The 22,056-nt window shown below is 71.0% G+C and carries 18 protein-coding genes, 2 tRNA genes and 1 pseudogene; 10 read left to right on the forward strand and 11 right to left on the reverse strand.

Annotation, left to right across the window (positions count from 1 at the left end):
• The 3 genes from carB to ICW72_RS19820 all read left to right on the forward strand — a co-directional run bounded on the left by carB (position 1) and on the right by ICW72_RS19820 (position 5,084).
• Positions 1 to 3,258 (forward strand): carbamoyl-phosphate synthase large subunit, encoded by a 3,258-nt coding sequence (gene carB / locus ICW72_RS19810; RefSeq protein WP_191084239.1) that lies wholly within the window; start codon positions 1 to 3, stop codon positions 3,256 to 3,258.
• A 102-nt stretch (positions 3,259 to 3,360) separates the two neighbouring features.
• Entirely contained in the window at positions 3,361 to 3,834 is a 474-nt protein-coding gene (gene greA / locus ICW72_RS19815) for a transcription elongation factor GreA (RefSeq protein WP_184384877.1), read from the forward strand.
• Positions 3,835 to 3,845: 11 nt separating this feature from the next.
• The gene (locus ICW72_RS19820; protein ID WP_191084240.1) at positions 3,846 to 5,084 is read left to right on the forward strand and encodes a threonine ammonia-lyase; all 1,239 of its coding nucleotides are present in this window, start codon (positions 3,846 to 3,848) and stop codon (positions 5,082 to 5,084) included.
• A 76-nt stretch (positions 5,085 to 5,160) separates the two neighbouring features.
• Here the strand turns inward: ICW72_RS19820 and ICW72_RS19825 are convergent, their stop codons facing one another.
• Positions 5,161 to 6,255, reverse strand: coding sequence for an OmpA family protein (locus ICW72_RS19825; protein ID WP_191084241.1), 1,095 nt, complete (start codon positions 6,253 to 6,255; stop codon positions 5,161 to 5,163).
• Positions 6,256 to 6,442: 187 nt separating this feature from the next.
• A complete protein-coding gene (locus tag ICW72_RS19830; protein ID WP_184384871.1) occupies positions 6,443 to 6,952 on the reverse strand; it encodes an Lrp/AsnC family transcriptional regulator in 510 nt (169 codons plus the stop codon).
• 72 nt (positions 6,953 to 7,024) lie between these two features.
• On the opposite strand from ICW72_RS19830, the gene trxB reads away from it, so the two are divergent.
• The 4 genes from trxB (at position 7,025) to ICW72_RS19850 (ending at position 11,698) form a co-directional block, all read left to right on the forward strand.
• The gene (gene trxB, locus ICW72_RS19835) at positions 7,025 to 8,032 is read left to right on the forward strand and encodes a thioredoxin-disulfide reductase (RefSeq protein ID WP_191084242.1); all 1,008 of its coding nucleotides are present in this window, start codon (positions 7,025 to 7,027) and stop codon (positions 8,030 to 8,032) included.
• Entirely contained in the window at positions 8,032 to 8,925 is an 894-nt protein-coding gene (locus ICW72_RS19840) for a LysR family transcriptional regulator (RefSeq protein ID WP_191084243.1), read from the forward strand. Before trxB ends, ICW72_RS19840 begins: the two co-directional genes overlap by 1 nt.
• A gap of 434 nt (positions 8,926 to 9,359) precedes the next feature.
• Positions 9,360 to 11,588, forward strand: a complete 2,229-nt coding sequence (locus tag ICW72_RS19845; RefSeq protein WP_191084244.1) for a putative bifunctional diguanylate cyclase/phosphodiesterase — start codon at positions 9,360 to 9,362, stop codon at positions 11,586 to 11,588.
• 33 nt (positions 11,589 to 11,621) lie between these two features.
• Positions 11,622 to 11,698: transfer RNA gene (locus tag ICW72_RS19850), tRNA-Pro, on the forward strand.
• 9 nt (positions 11,699 to 11,707) lie between these two features.
• On the opposite strand, the gene ICW72_RS19855 is transcribed toward ICW72_RS19850, so the two are convergent.
• Positions 11,708 to 12,394, reverse strand: coding sequence for a haloacid dehalogenase type II (locus ICW72_RS19855; RefSeq protein ID WP_191084245.1), 687 nt, complete (start codon positions 12,392 to 12,394; stop codon positions 11,708 to 11,710).
• 181 nt (positions 12,395 to 12,575) lie between these two features.
• Between ICW72_RS19855 and ICW72_RS19860 the strand changes: the two genes are divergently transcribed.
• On the forward strand, positions 12,576 to 13,205 hold the full coding sequence (locus ICW72_RS19860) for a histidine phosphatase family protein (RefSeq protein ID WP_191084246.1): 630 nt from the start codon (positions 12,576 to 12,578) through the stop codon (positions 13,203 to 13,205).
• A 6-nt stretch (positions 13,206 to 13,211) separates the two neighbouring features.
• On the opposite strand, the gene ICW72_RS19865 is transcribed toward ICW72_RS19860, so the two are convergent.
• Both ICW72_RS19865 and ICW72_RS19870 read right to left on the reverse strand, forming a co-directional pair.
• Positions 13,212 to 14,213: an LLM class flavin-dependent oxidoreductase gene (locus ICW72_RS19865; protein ID WP_191084247.1), complete on the reverse strand. Its 1,002-nt coding sequence runs from the start codon at positions 14,211 to 14,213 to the stop codon at positions 13,212 to 13,214.
• Positions 14,214 to 14,266: 53 nt separating this feature from the next.
• Positions 14,267 to 14,881 carry a TetR/AcrR family transcriptional regulator gene (locus ICW72_RS19870; RefSeq protein WP_191084248.1) on the reverse strand — a complete coding sequence of 205 codons (615 nt, stop codon included), beginning with the start codon at positions 14,879 to 14,881 and terminating at the stop codon, positions 14,267 to 14,269.
• Between the two features lie 111 nt (positions 14,882 to 14,992).
• Here ICW72_RS19870 and ICW72_RS19875 point away from each other — a divergent pair, with 111 nt between their 5' ends.
• Together ICW72_RS19875 and ICW72_RS19880 are read left to right on the forward strand one after the other, a co-directional pair.
• The gene (locus tag ICW72_RS19875; RefSeq protein WP_223880710.1) at positions 14,993 to 16,174 is read left to right on the forward strand and encodes an efflux RND transporter periplasmic adaptor subunit; all 1,182 of its coding nucleotides are present in this window, start codon (positions 14,993 to 14,995) and stop codon (positions 16,172 to 16,174) included.
• Between the two features lie 30 nt (positions 16,175 to 16,204).
• Positions 16,205 to 19,372: an efflux RND transporter permease subunit gene (locus tag ICW72_RS19880; protein ID WP_191084249.1), complete on the forward strand. Its 3,168-nt coding sequence runs from the start codon at positions 16,205 to 16,207 to the stop codon at positions 19,370 to 19,372.
• An 11-nt stretch (positions 19,373 to 19,383) separates the two neighbouring features.
• Here ICW72_RS19880 and ICW72_RS21445 read toward each other — a convergent pair.
• The 6 genes and pseudogenes from ICW72_RS21445 to infA form a co-directional block, all read right to left on the reverse strand.
• A pseudogene (locus ICW72_RS21445) lies at positions 19,384 to 19,431 on the reverse strand (VOC family protein); the annotation flags it as partial.
• A gap of 239 nt (positions 19,432 to 19,670) precedes the next feature.
• Positions 19,671 to 19,746 (reverse strand) — tRNA-Phe (locus tag ICW72_RS19890).
• Positions 19,747 to 19,793: 47 nt separating this feature from the next.
• On the reverse strand, positions 19,794 to 19,976 hold the full coding sequence (locus ICW72_RS19895; protein WP_191084250.1) for a DNA gyrase inhibitor YacG: 183 nt from the start codon (positions 19,974 to 19,976) through the stop codon (positions 19,794 to 19,796).
• Positions 19,969 to 21,033 (reverse strand): ribonuclease E/G, encoded by a 1,065-nt coding sequence (locus tag ICW72_RS21160; RefSeq protein WP_191084251.1) that lies wholly within the window; start codon positions 21,031 to 21,033, stop codon positions 19,969 to 19,971. The genes ICW72_RS19895 and ICW72_RS21160 overlap by 8 nt, the downstream gene beginning before the upstream one ends.
• Positions 21,018 to 21,593: a Maf family protein gene (locus ICW72_RS19905; protein ID WP_191084252.1), complete on the reverse strand. Its 576-nt coding sequence runs from the start codon at positions 21,591 to 21,593 to the stop codon at positions 21,018 to 21,020. Before ICW72_RS19905 ends, ICW72_RS21160 begins: the two co-directional genes overlap by 16 nt.
• Positions 21,594 to 21,814: 221 nt before the next feature.
• The gene (infA, locus tag ICW72_RS19910; RefSeq protein WP_007003972.1) at positions 21,815 to 22,033 is read right to left on the reverse strand and encodes a translation initiation factor IF-1; all 219 of its coding nucleotides are present in this window, start codon (positions 22,031 to 22,033) and stop codon (positions 21,815 to 21,817) included.
• Positions 22,034 to 22,056: the final 23 nt, after the last annotated feature.

The raw sequence follows: 22,056 nt of genomic DNA on the forward strand, positions 1-22,056 counted from the left end.
ATGCCCAAGCGCACCGACATCCAATCCATCCTCATCATCGGCGCCGGGCCGATCGTCATCGGCCAGGCCTGCGAGTTCGACTATTCGGGCGCCCAGGCCTGCAAGGCGCTGCGCGCCGAGGGCTATCGCGTCATCCTGGTGAACTCCAACCCCGCCACCATCATGACGGACCCGGGGCTGGCGGACGCGACCTATATCGAGCCCATCACGCCCGAGGTCGTCGAGAAGATCATCGCGAAGGAACGCCCCGACGCGCTGCTGCCCACCATGGGCGGGCAGACGGCGCTCAACACCGCGCTGAAGCTGGACGCGGCGGGCGTTCTCACGAAATACGGCTGCGAGCTGATCGGCGCGAAGGCCGAGGTCATCGACAAGGCCGAGGACCGCCAGAAATTCCGCGATGCGATGAGCAAGATCGGCATCGAGAGCCCGCGCAGCGCCATCGCGCACTCCATGGACGAAGCCCGCGCGGCGCTGGAGCAGGTGGGCCTGCCCTGCGTCATCCGCCCGAGCTTCACCCTGGGCGGCACCGGCGGCGGCATCGCCTACAACCGCGAGGAATTCGAGCAGATCATCGCCGCCGGCCTCGACGCCTCCATGACCAACGAAGTGTTGGTCGAGGAAAGCGTGTTGGGCTGGAAGGAGTTCGAGATGGAGGTGGTCCGCGACCGCGCGGACAACTGCATCATCATCTGCTCCATCGAGAACCTGGACCCGATGGGCGTCCATACCGGCGACAGCGTGACCATCGCCCCCGCGCTGACGCTGACGGACCGCGAATACCAGCGCATGCGCGACGCCTCCATCGCCTGCCTGCGCGAGATCGGCGTGGACACGGGCGGATCGAACGTGCAGTTCGGCATCAACCCGGCCGATGGCCGCATGGTCATCATCGAGATGAACCCGCGCGTCTCGCGTTCCTCCGCGCTGGCGTCGAAGGCCACGGGTTTCCCCATCGCCAAGATCGCGGCCAAGCTCGCCGTCGGCTACACGCTGGATGAGCTGAAGAACGACATCACCATGGTGACGCCGGCCAGCTTCGAGCCGACGATCGACTATGTGGTGGTGAAGATTCCCCGCTTCACCTTCGAGAAATTCCCCGGCACGCCGGCGACGCTGACCACCTCCATGAAGAGCGTGGGCGAGGCCATGGCCATCGGCCGTTCCTTCGCGGAAGCGCTCCAGAAGGGGCTGCGCAGCCTGGAGACGGGGCTTTCCGGCCTCGACGAGGAAGCGCCCCCCGGCGATGGCAGCCATGAGGCCTTCCACGCCTCGCTGGCCTCGCCCCGCCCGGACCGCATCCTGACCGTGGCCCAGGCGCTGCGCGCTGGCATGTCGGTGGATGCCATCCATGCCGCCTGCAAGTTCGACCCGTGGTTCATCCGCGAGATCGCGCGCATCGTGGACGCGGAGAAGGGCGTGCGCGAAAACGGCCTGCCCCGCACCGCCCAGGCGCTGCGCGCGGTGAAGGCGCTGGGCTTCTCCGACAAGCAGCTCGCCCGGATCACGGGCCAGAAGGAGGAGGCCGTCGCCGCCGCGCGCGAGGCGCTGGGCGTGCGCCCCGTCTACAAGCGCATTGACACCTGCGCGGCCGAATTCGCCTCCGACACACCCTACATGTACTCCACCTATGAGGGCGGCTATGGCGACCCCGTCTGCGAATCCCGCCCCACCAGCGCAAAGAAGGTGGTCATCCTCGGCGGCGGGCCCAACCGCATCGGCCAGGGCATCGAGTTCGACTATTGCTGCGTCCATGCCTGCTACGCGCTCTCCGCCAAGCATGGCGGGGCCGGCTTCGAGACCATCATGGTCAACTGCAACCCCGAGACGGTCAGCACCGACTACGACACCAGTGACCGCCTCTATTTCGAGCCGCTGACGCCCGAGGACGTGATCGCCCTGATCCGCCGCGAGCAGGAGAGCGGCGAGGTGCTGGGTTGCATCGTGCAGTATGGCGGGCAGACGCCGCTGAAGCTGTCGCAGGCCCTGGACCGCGCCGGCATCCCCATCCTGGGCACCAGCGCCGAGGCCATTGACATCGCCGAGGACCGCGAACGCTTCCAGCTTCTGCTGCGCGGCCTGGGTCTCAAGCAGCCGCAGAACGGCACCGCGCGCAACCTGGACGAGGCGGAGGCCGAAGCCGCCCGCATCGGCTACCCGGTCGTGGTGCGCCCCAGCTACGTGCTGGGCGGCCGCGCCATGGAAATCGCCCATAATGCCGAACAGCTGCGCCGCTTCGGTGTGGAGGCGGTGCGCGTCTCCGGCGAGAACCCCATCCTCATTGACCAGTATCTCCAGGACGCGATCGAGGTGGATGTGGACTGCATCGCCGACGCCGATGGCCAGGTCTATGTGGCCGGCGTCATGGAGCACATCGAGGAGGCGGGCATCCATTCGGGGGACAGCGCCTGCTCGCTCCCGCCCTATTCCCTGCCGCCCTCCATCGTGACCGAGCTGAAGGCCGAGACGGAGGCCATGGCGCGCGCCCTCAAGGTCCGCGGCCTGATGAACGTGCAATACGCGGTGAAGGATGGCGAGATCTATGTGCTGGAGGTGAACCCCCGCGCCTCCCGCACCGTGCCCTTCGTGGCGAAGGCCACGGGCGTCGCCGTCGCCAAGATCGGCGCGCGCGTCATGGCGGGTGCGAAGCTGTCGGAGTTCAAGCTGGATGACGACGCCGTCTCCGGCCATGTCGCGGTGAAGGAAGCCGTCTTCCCCTTCAACCGCTTCCCCGGCGTGGACGTGCTGCTCGGCCCCGAGATGAAGTCCACCGGCGAGGTGATGGGCCTCGACACCAGCTTCGAACGCGCCTTCCTCAAGTCCCAGATGGGGGCGGGGGTGAAGCTGCCCGAATCCGGCACCGCCTTCATCAGCGTGCGCGAGGGCGACAAGGCGGCGGCCGTGGGCCTGGCGCGGCGCCTGTCCGACCTCGGCTTCCGCATCATGGCCACCCGCGGCACGGCCGCGCGGCTGCGCGAGGCGGGGCTGGACGTCGCGGTGGTGAACAAGGTGCTGGAAGGCCGGCCGCATTGCGTGGACGCCATCAAGTCGGGCGAGATCCAGCTCGTCATCAACACCTCGGGCGGCGGGCGCAGCGTGTCGGACAGCTTCGACATCCGCCGCTCGGCGCTCACGCAGGGGGTGCCGCACTATACAACCATGGCGGGTGCCCGCGCGGCGGTGGGCGCCATCACGGCGCTGCGCACGCAGAGTCTTGATGTGGCGCCCCTGCAATCCTACTCTACCACGTCATTCTGACCTCACGGGTGGGGGCGATCAGGCACCCACCCTCCCCCCTTCGTCGCCGCATTGTGCAACGGGTTTGCCGGCGAGAAGGGCATCTTTGAAGGAAGACTGCCCGTGCAGAAGTTCCCGATGACCGCTGAGGGGCTGGCCAAGCTGGAAGAGGAACTGCGGCATCTGAAATCCGAGGAGCGCCCGGCCATCATCCGGGCGATCGCGGAGGCGCGGGCCCATGGCGACCTCTCGGAGAACGCCGAATACCACGCCGCGCGGGAACGCCAGTCCTTCATCGAGGGCCGCATCGGCGAACTCGAATCCATCATCCCCTCCGTCGAGGTCATTGACGTCTCCAAGATCACCGGCAACCAGGTGCGCTTCGGCGCCCGCGTCACCATCGTGGACGAGGAGACCGAGAAGGAGACCACCTACCGCATCGTCGGCCAGTATGAGGCGGACATGAAGACGGGCTCCATCTCGCTCTCCTCCCCGCTCGCCAAGGCGCTGATGGGCAAGACGGTGGGCGACAGCGTCGAGGTCCCGGCCCCCGGCGGCGCGCGGGCCGTGGAGATCACGGCCGTCGCCTACAGCTGAAGGCGCGCCACATGTCCGCAGACGCCGCGGTGGCGCTGGGCACCAAGCCCGCCGTCACCCTCGCCGACATCCGCGCGGCCGCCGAGCGCATCAAGGGCGCCGTCATCCGCACGCCCACGCTGGAGAACCCGGCGGTCAGCCGCGCCGCCGGCACGCGGGTGCTGCTGAAGCTGGACAACCTCCAGGCCACCGGCGCCTTCAAGGAGCGGGGGGCGGCCAACCGCCTCGCTCTGCTGACGGCGCGGGAGAAGGCGGCGGGCGTCATCGCCATGTCGGCCGGCAACCACGCCCAGGCGGTGGCGCGCCACGCGCAGCTGGCCGGCGTGGCCGCCACCATCGTCATGCCGCGCTTCACCCCGGCCACCAAGGTGGTCCGCACCGAGTTCTGGGGCGCGCGCGTGGTGCTGTTCGGCGAGAGCCTGGCCGAAGCCGCCTCCCACGCCCATGAACTTGCGCTGCGCGAGGGGCTGACCTTCATCCACCCCTATGACGACCCGGCCGTGATCGCGGGGCAGGGGACCATGGCGCTGGAAATGCTGGAGGATGCGCCGCAGATCGAATGCCTCGCCATCCCGGTCGGCGGCGGCGGCCTGTGCTCGGGCGTGGCCACGGCGGTCGCGGAGCTGCGGCCGGGCCTGCCCGTCTTCGGCGTGGAGGTGGAGGGCTACCCCGCTATGGCACAGCGCCTGGCGGGCCAGCCCGTCGCGGTCGGCGGGCCCACCATCGCGGAAGGCATCGCGGTGCGCGACGTGGGCGAGAAGGCCGTCGCCATCCTGCGCGGCCTCGGTGTGGAGGTGCTGCTGGTGCCCGAGCGCGCGGTCGAACAGGCGGTCGCCCTGCTGGCCGAGGGCGCCAAGGTCGTGGCCGAGGGCGCCGGCGCCGTGGGCCTGGCCGCCGTGCTGACCCATCCGGACCGCTTCAAGGGCAGGGTGGTGGGCACCACCGTCTGCGGCGGCAATATTGACGCCCGTGCCCTGTCCAACGTGCTGCTGCGGCAATTGCTGCGGGACGGGCGCATCCTGCGCCTGCATTTCGACATCCCCGACCGGCCGGGCGTGCTGGCCGACATCTCGAAGCGCATCTCCGACGTGGGCGGCAACGTCATCGAGGTGAAGCACCAGCAGCTTTTCGGCGCGCCCACCGTGCAGAGCACGGAGCTGCACCTGATGGTGGAGGTGCGCGACGCCGCCCAGGGCGATGCCATCATCGCGGCGAGCGAGGCGGGGGGCTATGTGGTCCGGCGGGGCTGAAGGCCAGGCCGCCGCCAAATGAAAAGGGGCGCCTCTCGGCGCCCCTTTCCGTTTCCGGCAAGGAAAGTCCCGCGCCTCAGCGCAGGACGATTTCCACGCGGCGGTTCTGCGGCTCGCGCACGCCCTGGGCGGTCGGAACGAGCGGACGATCGAAGCCGAAGCCCTGGATCGTGATCTCGTTCCGGTTGATGCCGCGGCGCACCAGCTCGGCGGCCACCGCCTCGGCGCGACGCACCGACAGACGCTGGTTGTAGGCGGCGGCACCGGTGCGGTCCGCATGGCCCGAGACCTCGATGCGGGTCGAGGACACGGTGCGGGCGTTGGTGGCGGCCTCCGCGATGATCTGGCGGGCGCGGTCGGTCAGGTCGGCGCGATCCCAGTCGAAGAACACGAGGAAGGTGCGGGCCGGGGCCGGGGCCGGGGCGGGCGCCGGGGCCACGACCGGCGTGGGCGCCGGCGTGCCGAAGGCATAGCGCAGGCCGAGCAGCACGGCGTGGTTGTGGTTGTCGCCGCGGAAGCTGCCGCGCGTCTCGACCGCCGTGAAGCGCGCCGAGCGGGCGTCACGCTCGCGGGTGTTCAGGTAGCGGTACTCGGTGGTCAGCGACAGGCCGGGAACGACGGCGTCCAGACCGACCGCGATGCCCGCGATGCCCTGGAAGGCCAGGCGGCCCGAGCCCTTGATGACCGCGACGGTCGAGCCGGTGAAGTCACCGCGCACGTCGTCGTAGTCGCTCCACATGAAGCCGAGGCCCGCACCCACATAGGGGTTGATGGAGAAGCCACCCAGGTTCACGCCCACGGGGATGTCGTAATAGGCGTTGCCCATCACGCCATACTGGCGGAGCCAGCCCTGCTGCCGGTTGGCGCGCACGCCGCCGGCCGAGATGTGGTCCACCTGGTTCTCGCGGTAGGCGGCCTCGATCTCGGCGCGGATGCCGTTGCCGAAGGCGTAGCCCGCGTTCAGCACCACCACATGGCCGGTGCGGAAGTCGATGCGGCCGCCCACCGGGCCGAAATTGCCATTTTCGCGCGAATGGAAATTCGCACCCACGCCGAGGCCGACATAGAAGCCGCTGGCCGGCTGCGTCTGCATCTGCGTCTGCGCGGAGGCGCCGGTCACGGCCAGGGCCATCGCGCCCAGCGTCGCGGCACCGAGGATCGTCTTTTTCATCTACCCGCTCTCCGTTCTTCGAATCTCAAGGTTTTTATGCGTCAAATTCGCGTGACGGTCCAAGCCTCCCGCCCCGCTTCCGGTAGGTTTCCCGCCATGTGTGGCCGCAAATACACAATGTCATTCCTGGGCCACAGGCGATGAATTTTATTCGGGCCGTGCAACCAACGCGAAAATGGATACTGCGTCACGCCTTGTCGGCGAGTGGCCAGATCGGCACGCCGGGCGCGTTCTTGCCGATGCGGATGGTCTGCAGGGTCTGCACCCGCAGCACCGTCTGCGCCCCGGTCAGCCGGCCCGTCAGCTCGTTCTCATGGGCGGTGTCGCGGGCGACCAGGCGCAGCAGGAAGTCGCCCCCGCCGCGGATCATGTGGCATTCGCGCACCTCGGGCCAGGCCGTGACCTCGGCCTCGAAGGCGTCCAGCACGGCCAGCTTCTGGCTTTCGAGGCCCACGATGGCGAAGAAGGTCACCTCGAAACCCAGCGCCTGCGGGTCCAGCTCGGCATGGTAGCCGCGCAGCACCCCCGCCTCCTCCAACCGGCGCACGCGGCGCAGGCAGGGGGGCGCGGAGAGCCCCACTCGCTGCGCCAATTCCACATTGGTGATTCGCCCATCCGCCTGAAGTTCGGCCAGGATGCGCAGATCCATCGCGTCGAGCGCGGCGGAGGTCGGAGTTTCGTTGCTTTGGGGCGACATGCCGCGCAATATCCTTGCGGATGTGCGCGGTTGCAAGCGTCCCGCTTGTGGCGCGCGCCAAGATGGGCAGATATGCGTTTTGGACACGCCAGCAGCCGGAGCCCCAAGGTGCCCGCAACTCATTCTCGCCGCCTCCTGATCATCGGCGCCGGGCCCGCCGGTTACACCGCCGCCATCTACGCCGCCCGCGCGGGCCTCAAGCCGATGCTCGTGGCCGGGCTGCAGCCGGGCGGCCAGCTCACCATCACGACGGATGTCGAGAACTACCCGGGCTTCGCCGAGGCCATCCAGGGCCCCTGGCTGATGGAGCAGATGCGCGCCCAGGCCGAGCATGTGGGCACCGAGATCCAGTACGACATCGTCACCCGCGTGGACCTGGCCCAGCGGCCCTTCCGCTGCGAGCTGGATGGCGGCGACGTGGTCCTGGCCGATTCGCTCATCATCGCGACGGGCGCCCAGGCGCGCTGGCTCGGCATCCCGGGTGAGGCCGCCCTGTCGGGCTTCGGCGTCTCGGCCTGCGCCACCTGCGACGGCTTCTTCTTCCGCGGCAAGGATGTGGCCGTGGTGGGCGGCGGCAATTCCGCGGTGGAGGAGGCCCTCTACCTGTCGAACCTGGCGCGGCATGTGACGCTGGTGCACCGCCGCGATTCGCTGCGGGCCGAGCGCATCCTGCAGCAGCGCCTCTTCGCGAAGGAGAACGTGACCGTGCTCTGGGACATGGTGACGGAGGAAATCCTGGGCACGGAGGCCACCCGCCCCGTGGCCCGCGCGCTGGCCCTGCGCCATGCGAAAACCGGGGAGCGGCGGGAGCTGCCGGTGGACGGCGTCTTCGTCGCCATCGGCCATGACCCCGCCACCGCCCTGTTCCGCGGCCAGCTCGACATGGACGAAAGCGGCTACCTCACGGTGACGCCTGGCGGCACCCGCACCAGCATCCCCGGCGTCTTCGCGGCGGGCGACGTGGCGGACAAGGTCTATCGCCAGGCGGTGACGGCGGCCGGCACGGGCTGCATGGCCGCGCTGGACGCCGAGAAATTCCTGGCCGGCATCGAGGCCGCGGCTGAGAAGGCGGCCGCGTGATGCCGCTCGACTGGGACAAGCTGCGCGTCTTCCACGCCGTCGCCGAAGCCGGCTCCTTCACCCATGCGGGTGAGACGCTGGCGCTCTCGCAATCCGCCGTGTCGCGGCAGATCCAGGCGCTGGAGGAGGCATTGTCCGTGCCGCTCTTCCACCGCCATGCGCGGGGCCTGATCCTGACCGAGGCGGGCGAGACGCTGAACCGCACCGTGCGCGAGGTCTTCGCCAAGCTCGCCATGACCGAGGCGCTGCTGACCGAGGGGCGCGAACGCCCCGCCGGCCGCCTCAAGATCACGACCACCACGGGCTTCGGCGGTTCCTGGCTCGCCCCGCGCCTGCACCGCTTCCTGGAGGCCTATCCCGAGATCAACGTCTCGGTCGTGCTGGACGACGCGGACCTGGATCTGGCCATGCGCGAGGCCGATGTCGCCATCCGCATGCACGCCCCCCGCCAGCCCGATCTGATCCAGCGGCATTTGGCCACCTTCGGCTGGAAGGTGGTGGGCAGCCCCGACTACCTGAAGCGCATGGGCATGCCCCAGCGGCCCGAGGACCTGGACGCGCACCGCCTCATCGTCTGGGGCGACTACCGCCCGCCGGTCGAGGAGATCAACTGGCTGGCCGAGGTCGGCCGCAAGGCGGGGCAGGGGCGGCGCGGCTCGGTGGAGGTGAACAGCCTCAACGGCATGCTGCGCGCCGTGCAGTCGGGCCTCGGCATCGCCGCCATGCCCGACTACATGGGGCCGGAACTGGACGGGCTGGTGGCCGTGCTGCCGGAGCTGAAGGCGCCCAAGATCAACGCCTATTTCGTCTATCCGGAGGAGATGCGGGCCTCGAAGCGGGTCTCGGTCTTCCGGGATTTCCTGGTCACGGAATTGACTCAGGCCCAAGGCTGACGGGCATCATGCAGGGGCACCGCAAAATACCCGTCAGGGTTGCATGAATTTATGTGCCTCGCGTGACTTTTCTGCGGCAAATCCCTTCGTCCGGCGCATGACTGGCCCGAAGATTTGACGCATCCGCATGACGCGGGAGCGATTACATTGCCGGTATCGGTTGATTGACGCCGATAGGGTCGTTTTCGATCCTTCGTCTCCCAGACGTGAAGCCTCCCTGTATTGACTGCCCGCCGCCCCCCGGGGTGGCGGGCTTTTTTTTGCACCACGACATGCTCGCGCAGGTTGTGGAATTCACTGTTGTTTTTTCGGTTGGGGAATATCTGGTGGCTCAGCGGCGATTGCGCGCAATCCTCGGTGCCCGATATGCTGGCCACGTCAGCATCGGCCGCAAAAGCGGCCAGGAGGCCCCACTGCCCATCCCGGTCCCCGTCGTGCCGGCATCCTGGGCCGACCTGCTGCTCAGGCCCCTGCTCGCCCTGATCGCCGCCGGCCTGCTTGGCCTCGGCGCATTGACGATGGCCGGCTGGCAGGCGGACGCCCTGGCGCGCGAGGAGGAGGGGCGGCGTCTCGCCCAGGCCATCCAGTTGCAGGGGCAGGAGACGCTGCGCCTGCTCGAACCCTTCGCCGTCTCGGACGAGGCCGCGCTGAACCTCCATGCCGAGCCCGACCCGCGCTGGGCCCAGCGCGAGCTGGCCCGGCATATGGGCCTGCTGCAGCAGGATGTGGCGCTGCTGGTCCGGCCCGACGGTTTCCTGGAATTGGCGCTGGCGGGGCGCGAGGTGCTGCCGCCTGGCCAGGCCGCGCCCATGCTGGCGCAGTTGGCGCCGGCCATCGCGGCGCTGCGCGGGCAGCGCAATGCCCACCGGCCCCAGGCCACCACGCTCGGCACCACGCAGGGGCAGGGGCTGCGCCTGCTGCTGACCACGCGGATCTCCGGCCGGCCGGCCCAGGTGGCGCTGGCCACCATCATCCCCGCCACCCAGATCGGGAACCTGCCACCGCCGCCGCCCCCCATCGTGGTCATGCTGCGCTGGCTGGACAGCCCGGCCTTCCTGCGCGGCCTGTCCAGCGCCCAGATGCTGGCGGGGCTGCGCGTCGCCCCCGTGCTGGCCGAGGAGGGGCTCGCCACCCTCACCCTGCCTGACGCCACCGGCGCGCCGGTCTTGCGCCTCGCCTGGGACGCCCAGCGCCCCGGCGCCGCCCTGCGGAACGATGTGCTGCCCTTCGTCTGGGCCAGCGTGGTGCTGGTGGGGCTCGCGGCCTTCTGGTCCGCGTGGCGACTGCGCCGCTCCGTCCGGTCCCTGGCCGCGCGTGAGCGCGAGGCCGCCATCGCCGCCCACACCGATGCGCTGACCGGCCTGCCCAACCGCCGCGCCCTGCTGGCCGAGGCGCCCGCCTTGATCGCCGCGCAGCCCATGCTGCTGATGGTGCTGGATTTCGACCGCTTCAAGCGTGTGAACATGGGCCTGGGCCACGCCGCCGGGGACCGTCTTCTCGCCGCCACCGCCCAGCGCCTCGGCGAATGGCTGCGCGACACGCAGGAGCAGGCGCGGTTGTACCGTCTGGAGGGCGACCAGTTCGTCCTGCTGCAGCCCGCGCCCGCCGAGCTGCCGGCCCAGGCCCGCGGCCCGGCGCTGCGCCTCTTCGCGCGGCTGCGGCGGGCCGTCCGCCAGGCGGTGCTGCTGGAGGGCGGCGAGATCCGGCTCGACGTCTCGGCCGGCATGGTGCTGTCCCCCGCCCATGGCGCCACGCTGGACGCGCTGCTGCGCCACGCCGATGCCGCCACCCATGCCGCCAAGCGCGAGGGCCGCGGCCGCGCCCTGATGTTCGAGCCGCGCCTCGACCGCCAGCACGAGCACCGGCTGGCGCTGGAGGCCGCCCTGCTGCGCGCCCTGCGCGAGGGGCTGCTGCATGTGCATTACCAGCCGCAATTCGACGCCCGCACGGGCGCGCTGCGCGGGGCCGAGGCGCTGGTGCGCTGGGACGACCCGCGGCTGGGCGCCATCTCGCCCGCCGAATTCATCCCGCTGGCGGAGGAGATGGGCGTGATCTCCGACGTGGCGCTGCTGGTGCTGCGCCAGGCGGTGGCCTTGCTGCGCGACCCCGCGATTCCGCGCCTGTCGGTGAACCTCTCGGTCATGCAGCTGCGCCGCGACGGCTTCCTGGACCAGGCGCTGTCCGTGCTGGCCGAGGCCGGCATCCCCCCCGCGCGCATCGAGTTCGAGGTGACCGAGGGCGTGCTGGTCGAGGACACGGTGGCGGTGAAGCACCGGCTGGACGCGCTGCGCGCGGCGGGCTTCGCGCTGGCGCTGGATGATTTCGGCACGGGCTTCTCGGCCCTGGCCTATCTGCGCCTGTTCCGCTTCGACCGCCTCAAGATAGACCGCAGCTTCATCCGCGACCTGGGCCAGGAGGCCGAGGCGGCCGCGGTGGTGTCCAGCGTGATCAACCTGGGCCACGGCCTGGGGCTTGAGGTGGTGGCCGAGGGCGTCGAGGCGCCGGCGCAGTTGGCGGAATTGCGCCGCCTGGGCTGCGACCTGGTGCAGGGCTACCTGACCGGCGCGCCCATGCCGCCGGGCGCGCTCAAGCTGCTGGCCGCGCGCGCGAGCGAGGCGGGCATGCGCCAGGACCATGCGTTGCGTGACCCTGCCCCTCTTTGACATCCCCGCCACGGGTGATAAGGGAAGCGCCGTCGGAGCGTAGCGCAGCCTGGTAGCGCATCAGTCTGGGGGACTGGGGGTCGTGGGTTCGAATCCCGCCGCTCCGACCACGCCGCCCCTCACCCCAACAGCGCCGGCAGTTCCGACAAATCCCGGATTTCGCGCGCGATGACGCCCGGCAGCCGCTCCGGCCGCTGGCCCTGGCGGTTGCACCACACCACCTGCATGCCGAAGGCCGCCGCCGCATGCGCGTCCCAGGCATTGGAGGAGAGGAAGGCGATTCGCGCGGCCGGCAGGCCCAGCCTTTCCTCCACCAGCCGATAGACGCGCGGGTCGGTCTTGTAGGTCCGGACCGCGTCCACCGACAGCACGGCGTCGAACATCGCCGCCAGCCCCGCATTCTCCACCACCGCCCCCAGCATGTCCGGGGAGCCGTTGGAGAGGATGGCCATGCGCTGCCCGTGCCCGCGCAGCGCGGCCAGCAGCGCGGGCACCTCGGGGAAGGGGTCGAGCTTCAGATAGAGGCCCATCAGCCGGTCCCGCAGCCCCGGCGTGGCGGCCAGGTCCATCGCGTCCAGCGCGTGGTCCAGCGCCTCGCCCGTCACCTGCCAGAAGGGGGCATAGAGGCCCTGCATGCCGCGCAGCCAGGAATATTGCAGCTGCTTGTCGCGCCACAGCGCGGTCAGGGCCGGGCCGCGCGGCCCCAGCGCATCGGCGCAGGCGGCGGCGGCCGAGGCGAAGTCGAACAACGTGCCATAGGCGTCGAAGACGCAGGCCCGCACATCCTCCAGCGCGGCGGCGCTCATGGCCGTGTGCCGAGGGCGGGGCGGGGCGGGCGGGCGGTCATGGCGATCTCCGGCGCGGAGGGCGCAGCTTGCGCCGCGCGGGAGGGGCGGGGAAGGGAAAAGCGGGCGGGCTGCCTTAATTGCGAGTGATTATCAATATCGGTAAACTCCCCCCGGTGCCTTCCGCACCCGGAGACCTGCCATGCAACGCCGCACCCTCCTGGCGCTGACCCTGTCCGCCCTGCCGGCCCACCTCGCCCTCGCCGCCGACCCGCCCACCGACATCGCGAACCCCCTTCCGCCCGCGCGCCTGCTGGAGGCGCTGCGCGGCGGCGGCCATGTCATCTACCTCCGCCACGCGCCGACCGAGCGGGAAGGCGCCGACCAGGTCAGCGCCGTCATGGGCCAGTGCAGCACCCAGCGCGTGCTGGGCGAGGAGGGGTGGCAGCAGGCCCGCGCCCTGGGCGCCGCCTTCCAGCGCCTGGCCATCCCGGTGGGGGAGGTGGTGAGCAGCCAGTATTGCCGCGCCTGGCAGACCGCCGACCTGGCCTTCGGCCGCCACCGCCAGGATGCCGCGCTGAACTTCGAACCCGCCGAGGAGTACAGCGCGGCCCAGCGCGCCGCCATGCGCGACCGGCTGCGCCCGCTGCTCGCGGCCGCGCCGCCCGCCGGGCGCAACACCGTGCTGGTCGGCCATGACGACCCCTTCGAGGCCGCGACGGGCATCTACCCCGAGCCGATGGGCGTGGCCTGGGTGGTGCGGCCGGGCGGCGCGGAGGGCTTCACCCTGCTGGGCCAGATCCGGCCCGGGGATTGGGCCGGGCTGCGCTGAGCTTCGCTACGCCATCGCGTCCAGCGTGGCGTGGATTTCGGCCAGGATCTCGAAGGACCGGACGCGCGCGGCGTGGTCATGGATCTGCGCGGTGACCATCAGCTCATCCGCCCCCGTGCGCTCCACGAATTCCGCGATGCCGCGGCGCACCGTCTCCTTCCCGCCCACGACCGAGCAGGACAGGGCGTGGTCCAGCATGGCGCGCGCCCGCAGGTCGAGGCCTGCCTCGAACCCTTCCACCGGCCGCGGCAGCTTGCCCGGCCGGCCGCTGCGCAGGTTCACGAAGGCCTGCTGGAGGGAGGAGAAGAGCAGCCGCGCCTCCGCGTCCGTCTCGGCGGCGAAGACGTTCAGGCCCAGCATCACCCGCGGGGCGGCGAGATATTCAGAGGGGCGGAAGCGCTCGCGGTAGATCGCGATGGCGTCCATCATCTGCCCCGGCGCGAAATGCGAGGCGAAGGCATAGGGCAGCCCCAGATGGGCCGCGAGCTGCGCGCCGAAGGTGCTGGACCCCAGGATCCAGACCGCGACCTCCTCGCCGGCGCCGGGCACGGCCTGCAGCGCCTGGCCGGGGAGGGCGGGGCGGAAATAGGCCAGCAGCTCCATCACATCCCGCGGGAACTGGTCCACATCGGCCGTGAGGTTGCGGCGCATGGCCTGCGCGGCGATCTGGTCGGTGCCGGGGGCGCGGCCCAGGCCCAGATCCACCCGGCCGGGATGCAGCGCGGCCAGGGTGCCGAACTGCTCCGCGATGAGCAGCGGCGCGTGGTTGGGCAGCATGATGCCGCCCGCGCCGATGCGGATGCGCCGTGTGCCCGCCGCGACATGGGCCAGGGCGACCGCCGTGGCGGCGCTGGCGATGCCGGGCATGTTGTGGTGCTCGGCCATCCAGTAGCGGTGGTAGCCGGCCGCCTCGGCGTGCCGGGCCAGGTCGAGGGAGTTGCGCAACGCCTGGCCGGTGTCGCTGCCCTCGGGCACGGGGGCGAGGTCGAGGACGGAAATCGGGGTCATGCGTTGGATATGGGCATCCGGGGTGTGCGCGGAAACCCTTGGGAGGCCACTCGTCAGCCCCTGCCCAACGCCGCGCGGATGAGCGCCGCGCCGCACTGGCGCAGTGACGCCGCCGCACGCGGTTCGCCCAGATAGCTCCGCGCGGCGATGGCCCCCTCGATCAGCACGGAGAGATGGTCCGCCAGCAGCGCGGGCGAAGCGGCCCCCGCCTGCGCGGCCAGGGCCTCGATGCGGGCATGGTGGCCGCGCTTGAACTCGGCCACCACCTGGTAGGTGGGGTGCTCCGGGTCGCGGAACTCCGCCTGCGCCAGCAGCATGGGGCAGCCGCAGACGCCGGGCGTCTCGACCTCGACGGCCATGGCCTCGATCAGCGCGTGCAGGCGGCCCTCGGCGTCCGGTGCCTTGGCCACGCTCTCTGCCACCCAGGCGTCATGCTCCGCCGCATCCTCGGCCAGGATGGCGGCGACCAGCGCGTCCTTGCTGGGAAAGTTGCGGTAGAGGCTCATCTTCGTCGCACCGGCCACGCGGCACACCTCCTCGACGCCGGTGGCGCGGATGCCCTGGCGCTCGAACAAGGCCCGCGCCGCGTCCTGGATGCGGTCAGCCGCGCTGGGCTTCGCAGCGGCGGGCTTGGCAGCGGGCGGGTGGGCGGCGGTGTCGCCGGGCATCTCGATCCTCCTTGCCTAAAGTTCATCTCGCAACGCACAAATGGTCACTTGCTGATACTGACCGGTAACTCTATCTGATACGAACCGGTCGGTATCATCAGGAGATAGGCCATGACCCCTCCCGCGCGCAAGGCCTCAACGCAAGACGATAGCCTTTGGCTGTCATGGCTGGCCCGCTTCCAGGGCGCGGCGGTGGGCGCCGCCATGATCGTGGCCGCGCCCATGGCCCTGGCCCAGCCCGCGCCGCCCTCCGTCACGGTGGCGGCACCTTTGTCCCGCCCCGTGACCGAATGGCAGGAACACACCGCGCGCATCGAGCCCTCCGCGCGCGTGGACATCCGCCCCCGCGTCTCCGGCCAGGTGGCCGAGGTGCATTTCACGGATGGCGCCATCGTCCGCGCCGGCGAATTGCTGTTCACGCTGGACCAGCGCCCCTTCGCCATCGCGCTGGAGAATGCGCGGGCCGAGGTCGCGCGCAACCAGGCGCGCGTCCTGCTCGCGCGGCAGCAGGTGGCGCGCTACGAGCCGCTCGCCGCCAGCCGCATCGCCCCCCAGGCCGAGATCGACACCCGCCGCGCCAATCTGCGCGAGGCCGAGGCCGGGCTCGCCGCCGCCCAGGCCGCTGAGCGCCAGGCGGCGCTGGACCTCGAATTCACCGAAATCCGCGCCCCCCGCCCCGGCCGCGTCAGCGACCGCCGGGTGGATGCGGGCAACCTGGTGCAGCAGGGCGAGACGGCGATGACGACGCTGCTGGCGCTGGACCCCGTCTACGTGACCTTTGACGCCAGCGAGGCCGAATACCTCCGCCAGGCGCGCTCCGCCCGCGCCGGGCTGCGCGGCGCGAGCCTGCCCATCCAGCTGCGCCTGATGGACGAGGCCGAGTTCAGCCGCGAAGGCCGCGTGGATTTCGTGGACAGCGCCTTCGACCCGCGCAGCGGCACCATCCGCATCCGCGCCGTGATGCCCAACCCGGACCTGTTCCTGACGCCCGGCGGCTTCGCCCGCATCCGCCTCTCGACCGGCGAGGAGCCGGCCCTGCTGGTGCCCGATGCCTCCGTCATGGCGGACCAGACCGGGCGCATGGTGCTGACCGTGGCCCCCGACGGCACGGTGACGCCGCGCCAGGTGCGCCTCGGCCAGCTCAGCGAGGGGCTGCGCGTGGTCCGCAGCGGCCTGGCACCCGGGGACCGCGTCATCATCGGCGGCCTGCACCGCGCGCGGCCCGGCATGCGCGTGACGGCGGAGCCCGGGAATATCGGCCCCGGCCCCTTCGCCGCCGCCACCCAGCGCTGACCCTTCACCGTTCCGCCAAAGGCCGCCCCGATGCGCTTCGCCCGCTTCTTCATTGATCGCCCGGTCTTCGCCGCGGTGATTTCCATCGCGATCACGCTGATCGGCGCCATCACGGCCTTCCGGCTGCCGGTGTCCGAATACCCCGAGATCGCGCCGCCCAGCGTGACCATCACCGCCATGTATCCCGGCGCCACCGCCGAGACGATCGCCGAAACCGTGGCCGGGCCCATCGAGCAGGAGGTGAACGGCGTGGACGGGCTGCTCTACGTCACCTCCCAGGCGACGGGCGACGGGCGCCTCACCGTCACCGTCGTCTTCCGCCAGGGCGTGGACGCGGACCAGGCGCAGGTGCTGGTGCAGAACCGCGTGGCGGTGGCCGAGCCGCGCCTGCCCGAGGAGGTCCGTCGCCTCGGCATCACCGTGCGCAAGGCGAGCCCGGACTTCCTGCTGGTGATCCATATCACCTCGCCCGATGGCAGCCGGGACCATGAATACATCTCCAACTACGCCACGCTGAACATCCGCGACCGCCTGGCGCGCATCGAGGGCATCGGCGACACGCAGATGTTCGGCGCGCGCGACTACGCCATGCGCGTCTGGCTCGACCCCGACCGCATCGCGGCGCGCGGGCTGACGGCGGGCGAGGTGGTGCAGGCGCTGCGCGCCACCAATGTGCAGGTGGCCGCCGGCGCGCTGGGCCAGGCGCCGCGCGCCGAGACGGCCGGCGCCTTCGAATTCGCGGTGCTGACGCAAGGCCGCCTCGCCACGCCGGAGGAATTCGGTGAGCAGGTGATCGCGACCGGCGAGGGCGGCGCGCCGCTGCGCCTGCGCGACGTGGCGCGGGTCGAGATCGGCGCGAACGACTACACGGTGAACGCGCTGCTGAACAACCAGCTCGCCACCGCCATCGTGCTGTTCCAGCGCCCGGGCAGCAACGCGCTGGACACCGCGGCCGCCGTGCGCGCGAGCATGGAGGAAGCCGCGCAGAGCTTCCCCGCCGGCATCGGCTACAGCATCGTCTATGATCCCACGCGCTTCATCGCGCAGAGCATGCAGGCGGTGCTGGTCACCTTCGCCGAGGCGGTGCTGCTGGTGGTGCTGGTGGTCATCCTCTTCCTGCAGAACTGGCGCGCGGCCATCATTCCGCTGCTGGCCATCCCGGTCTCCATCATCGGCACCTTCGCGGTGCTGCTGGCGCTGGGCTTCACGCTGAACACGCTGACCATGTTCGGGCTGATCCTCGCCATCGGCATCGTGGTGGATGACGCCATCGTGGTGGTGGAGAATGTGGAGCGGCACATGGCCGGTGGCTTGTCGGCGCTGGAGGCCGCGCGCCGGACGATGGACGAGGTGGGCTTCGCCCTCATCGCCATCGCGCTGGTTCTGGTCGCGGTCTTCGTGCCCACGGCCTTCATCCCCGGCATTTCCGGCGCCTTCTACCAGCAATTCGCGGTGACCATCTCGGTGGCCACCATCTTCTCCGCCATCGTCTCGCTCACGCTGTCGCCGGCGCTGGCGGCCATCATGCTCAAGCCGCACACGCATCACGCGGGGCCGCGTCCGCTTCTGCTGCGGCCATTCGGCGCCTTCGCGCGCGGCTTCAACTGGGTCTTCGACCGGATGTCCATCGGTTATGGCGGGCTGACGCGGCGGCTGGTGCGCCTCCCGGTGATGCTCATGCTGATCTATGGCGGGCTGCTGGCGGCGACCGGCTGGACCGTGACGGCCACACCCACGGGCCTCATTCCCCCGCTGGACCGCGGCTACTTCATCGCGGCCTTCCAGCTCCCGCCCGGCGCCAACCTCTCGCGCACCGATGCCGTGGTGCGGCGCGCCTCGGATGCCATCATGGCGACGCCGGGTGTCGCGAGCGCCGTGGCCTTCGTGGGCTTCGACGGCGCCACCTTCACCAACGCGCCCAATTCGGGCGTGATCTTCGCGAGCCTGGAACCCTTCGAGGACCGCTCCGCGCAGGGCCTGACGGCGGGCGGCATCCTGGCCGACCTGCAAGGCCGGCTGATGGGCGATCCGGATGCGCTGGTCTTCGTCCTCGCCCCGCCCTCCGTGCCCGGCATCGGCACCGGCGGCGGCTTCAAGCTGATGATCCAGGACCGCGCCGGCCGCGGCCCCCAGGCCATGGAGGCCGCGCTGCACGCGGTGATGGGCGCGGCCAACCAGACGCCCGGCATCGCCTTCGCCTTCAGCCTGTTCAACACCAACACGCCCCAGGTCCGCACGCACATTGATCGCGCGCGGGCGGAAATGCTCGGCGTGCCGGTCAGCCGCGTGCATGAGGCGATGGGCGTCTATCTCGGCTCCGCCTTCGTGAACGACTTCAATCTGCTCGGCCGCACCTGGCGCGTGACCGCCCAGGCCGACGCGCCATATCGCACCGGCATCGAGGACATCGCCCGGCTGCGGACCCGCAGCGAGAGCGGCGCGATGGTGCCGCTGGGCAGCCTGGCCACCTTCCAGGAGACCTCCGGCCCCTACCGCATGCCGCGCTACAACCTGTTCCCGGCCGTGGAATTGCAGGGGGCCGCCATGCCGGGCGTCTCCACCGGACAGGCCATCGCGCTGATGGAGCGCGTGCTGGCGGAAAGCCTGCCCGAGGGCTTCACCTATGAATGGACCGAGATCGCCTTGCAGGAGAAGCTGGTGGGCAACACCGCGCCCATCGCCTTTGGGCTCGCTGTGGTCTTCGTCTTCCTCGTGCTGGCGGCCATGTATGAGAGCTGGCTGCTGCCGCTCGCCATCGTGCTGATCGCGCCCATGTCGGTGCTGGCCGCCCTGATGGGGGTGCGCTACGCCGGGCTCGACAACAATGTGCTGGTGCAGGTCGGGCTGGTGGTACTGGTGGGGCTGGCCGCCAAGAACGCCATCCTCATCGTCGAGTTCGCCCGCCAGGCGGAGGCCGAGGGCGCGAGCCGCTGGGATGCCGCGGTGGCGGCCGCGCGCACCCGGCTGCGCCCCATCCTGATGACGAGCCTGGCCTTCATCCTGGGCGTGCTGCCGCTGACCATCGCGACCGGCGCCGGCGCGGAGATGCGGCAGAGCCTGGGTGTCGCGGTATTCTACGGGATGCTGGGCGTGACCCTGTTCGGGCTGCTGTTCACGCCGGTGTTCTACGTCGTCGCGCGCGCGCTGGCGCGGCGGCGGGGGGCGCGCGCCGTGGCGGCCGGCCAACATGTCACGTGATGCACGCGCGGGGTGATCTGCCAGGAAAGCCCCCAGCGCTCCTTGCACCAGCCGCAGTCGCCTCCTGCCCGCCATCACCGGCTATCGGGAGGCGCGTCCGGCCAGCCGCGCGACACCGCACGCTGATGGCCGCGCTCGCTTTCCTGACCTCGGGCGCATAGGTGCGGTTCCCGGAGTTCCGCTGCGCCCCGTTGGCGGGCGGCAAAAAGAAAGCTTGGCGCGGAAGGAATGATGCGGCTGAGCGGAGCGAAGTCGAACCGGCGCGATGGGTTGGCGGGCGGCATGGCGCGGAAGGAAATGGTGCCCAGGGCCGGAATCGAACCAGCGACACTGCGATTTTCAGTCGCATGCTCTACCAACTGAGCTACCTGGGCGCCGTTGGTCGCGGGGTGATAGCCAAGCCCGGCCGGGCTGTCCACCCTCACCCGCGCGGGTTTTCGTCCTCATCGGCCTCGGTGGCGGGAATGGCGTAGCCGCCGGTGAACCAACGCCCCAGATCCACCTGCCGGCACCGCTCCGAGCAGAAGCTGGCGCGCCGTTGGCCGGGCTCGCGCGGGGCCGGGATGGGGCGGCGGCAGATGGGGCAGGGGCGGGGTTCAGGCATCGGTCACCTCGGGCTGGGCGGCCTCGCGCAGGGCCAGTTCGTGGCGGGTGTCCTCGGCATATTCCTCCAGCGCGCCGGGCAGGGCGCGCAGCGCCTCCAGCACACGGGCGGGGGCGTGCAGGGCCATCCGCCGGGCGGGGGCGGCCGCCGCCTCCCGCGCCGCCTGGCGCAGCAGGGCCAGGCCCTGGGCGAGCGCCTGGTCGGCCAGCACCTCGTGCAAGGGCGGGTGGATTCGCCTCCGCCGCATCTCGAACAAGCCCAGCGGGCCGAGGCCCAGATACTCCACCAGCGAATCGCCGCCCAGCGCGGCGCGCAGCGCCGGTTCCAGCGCCGCCCGCTGCCTGGTCGTGAGCCCCGCCACATCGAGCAGGATGGGCCCCGCCAGATCCCGCAGCCGCATCTGCCGCGCGAATTCGGGGATGGCGCGGGCATTCACCACGGCGGGGTCCGCGCCGCCCGAATCGACATCCACCGCCGTCAGCGCGGGCAGGGGCGAGATGATGAGCCGCCCGCCGCCTTCCAGCGCTACCGCCGGGCCGTGCAGCGCCTCGATCTCGGTCTCCAGCGCATCGTCGAAGGGGGGGGCGAGGGAGGCGCGCGGGCCCAGCGTGGCGCGCAGGCGGGCCAGTTCGGCGGGGCTGTCGGTCAGCACGCGCGCCTCGGGGAATTGCGCGGCCCAGCGCAGCGCCTGGTCGGGGCCGCGCGCCAGGACGCCCTCGCCGGGCAGGTCCGCCACACGGGCCGAGACGCGGGCGCCCTTGCCGCCCTGGGCGGCGCGGAGGATGCGCAGGGGAAGGCGCGTGCCCTCGGGCGGCAGGCGGCGCGCCTCGGTCTCATTGGCGGGCAGGAAGCCGCTTTCTCCACCCGGTAGCTCGACGAAGGCGCCGGACAGGGCGGGCATCACGGCCACCACGCGCCCACGCACCACATCGCCCACGCCATCCGGGCGGCCAGGGCGTTCCAGGCGGAAGCCTTGCAGCACCCCATCCCGCAGCAGCGCCACCCGGCGCTCGCCGGGGGCGCGGCCGACATGGATCTCGGTCAGGGGCGCAGCCATCCGCAGCCGCGCAGGAGCTGGGCCGTCTCGAAGAGCGGCAGCCCCACCACGTTGGAATGGCTGCCCGAGAGGAAGCGCACGAACATCTCGGCCCTTCCCTGGATGGCGTAGCCGCCGGCCTTGCCCTGCCATTCGCCGGTTTCGACATAGGCGTTGATCTGCTGGTCGGTCAGGCGCTGGAAGGCGAGGGTGGTGCTGACTAGGCGCTGCCGCAGCGCGCCATCGGGCAGGCGGAGCGCCACGCCCGTATGCACCTGGTGCCGCCGGCCCGAGAGCAGGGTGAGGAAACGCCGGGCTTCCTCCGCATCCGCGGGCTTGCCCAGGATGCGGCGGCCCACGCCCACCACGGTGTCGGCTGCGAGCACCAGGGCGCCGGGGGCCTCCACGGCGCGGGCCTTGGTCTCGGCCAGGCGGCGCGCCAGCAGGCGCGGCAGCTCGGCCTTCAGCGGCGTCTCGTCCACATCCGCCGGGGCCACGCGGTCCGGCACCACGCCGATGCGCGCCAGCAGCTCCAGGCGGCGGGGGCTGGCGGAGGCGAGGAGGAGGGGGGTGTCAGGCATCAGGGGGTCCGGCGTTCAGCGGCAGGCACGGGTGGCGTCCAGCCAGCGCAACGGCAGGCCCGTGGCGCCCCTCGCCCACGCTCCGGCCGCAAGGCGGCCGGCGGCGCCCGTGGCACCTGACGGCAGTCGCCACCGAAACGCGCCGAAAGCCAAGCCGCCGGAGGCGGCGCCCGGCGCCTGAGGGCATCAAAAAAACGTTTCGGTTCAAGTGAGCCGCAGGCTCACTTGAACCGAAACGTGATTCTTCCCTTGGTCAGGTCATAGGGCGTCATTTCGACATTCACACGGTCGCCCGCCAGCACCCGGATGCGGTTCTTGCGCATCTTCCCCGAGGTGTGGGCCAGGACCATGTGCTCATTGTCCAGCTTCACGCGGAACATGGCGTTGGGCAAAAGTTCAACGACCTGGCCGCTGAACTCAATCATATCCTCTTTCGACATTCGCTTCCTTGGGCATCTCGGGG

This window comes from Roseococcus microcysteis, assembly GCF_014764365.1.
Lineage (GTDB): Bacteria > Pseudomonadota > Alphaproteobacteria > Acetobacterales > Acetobacteraceae > Roseococcus > Roseococcus microcysteis.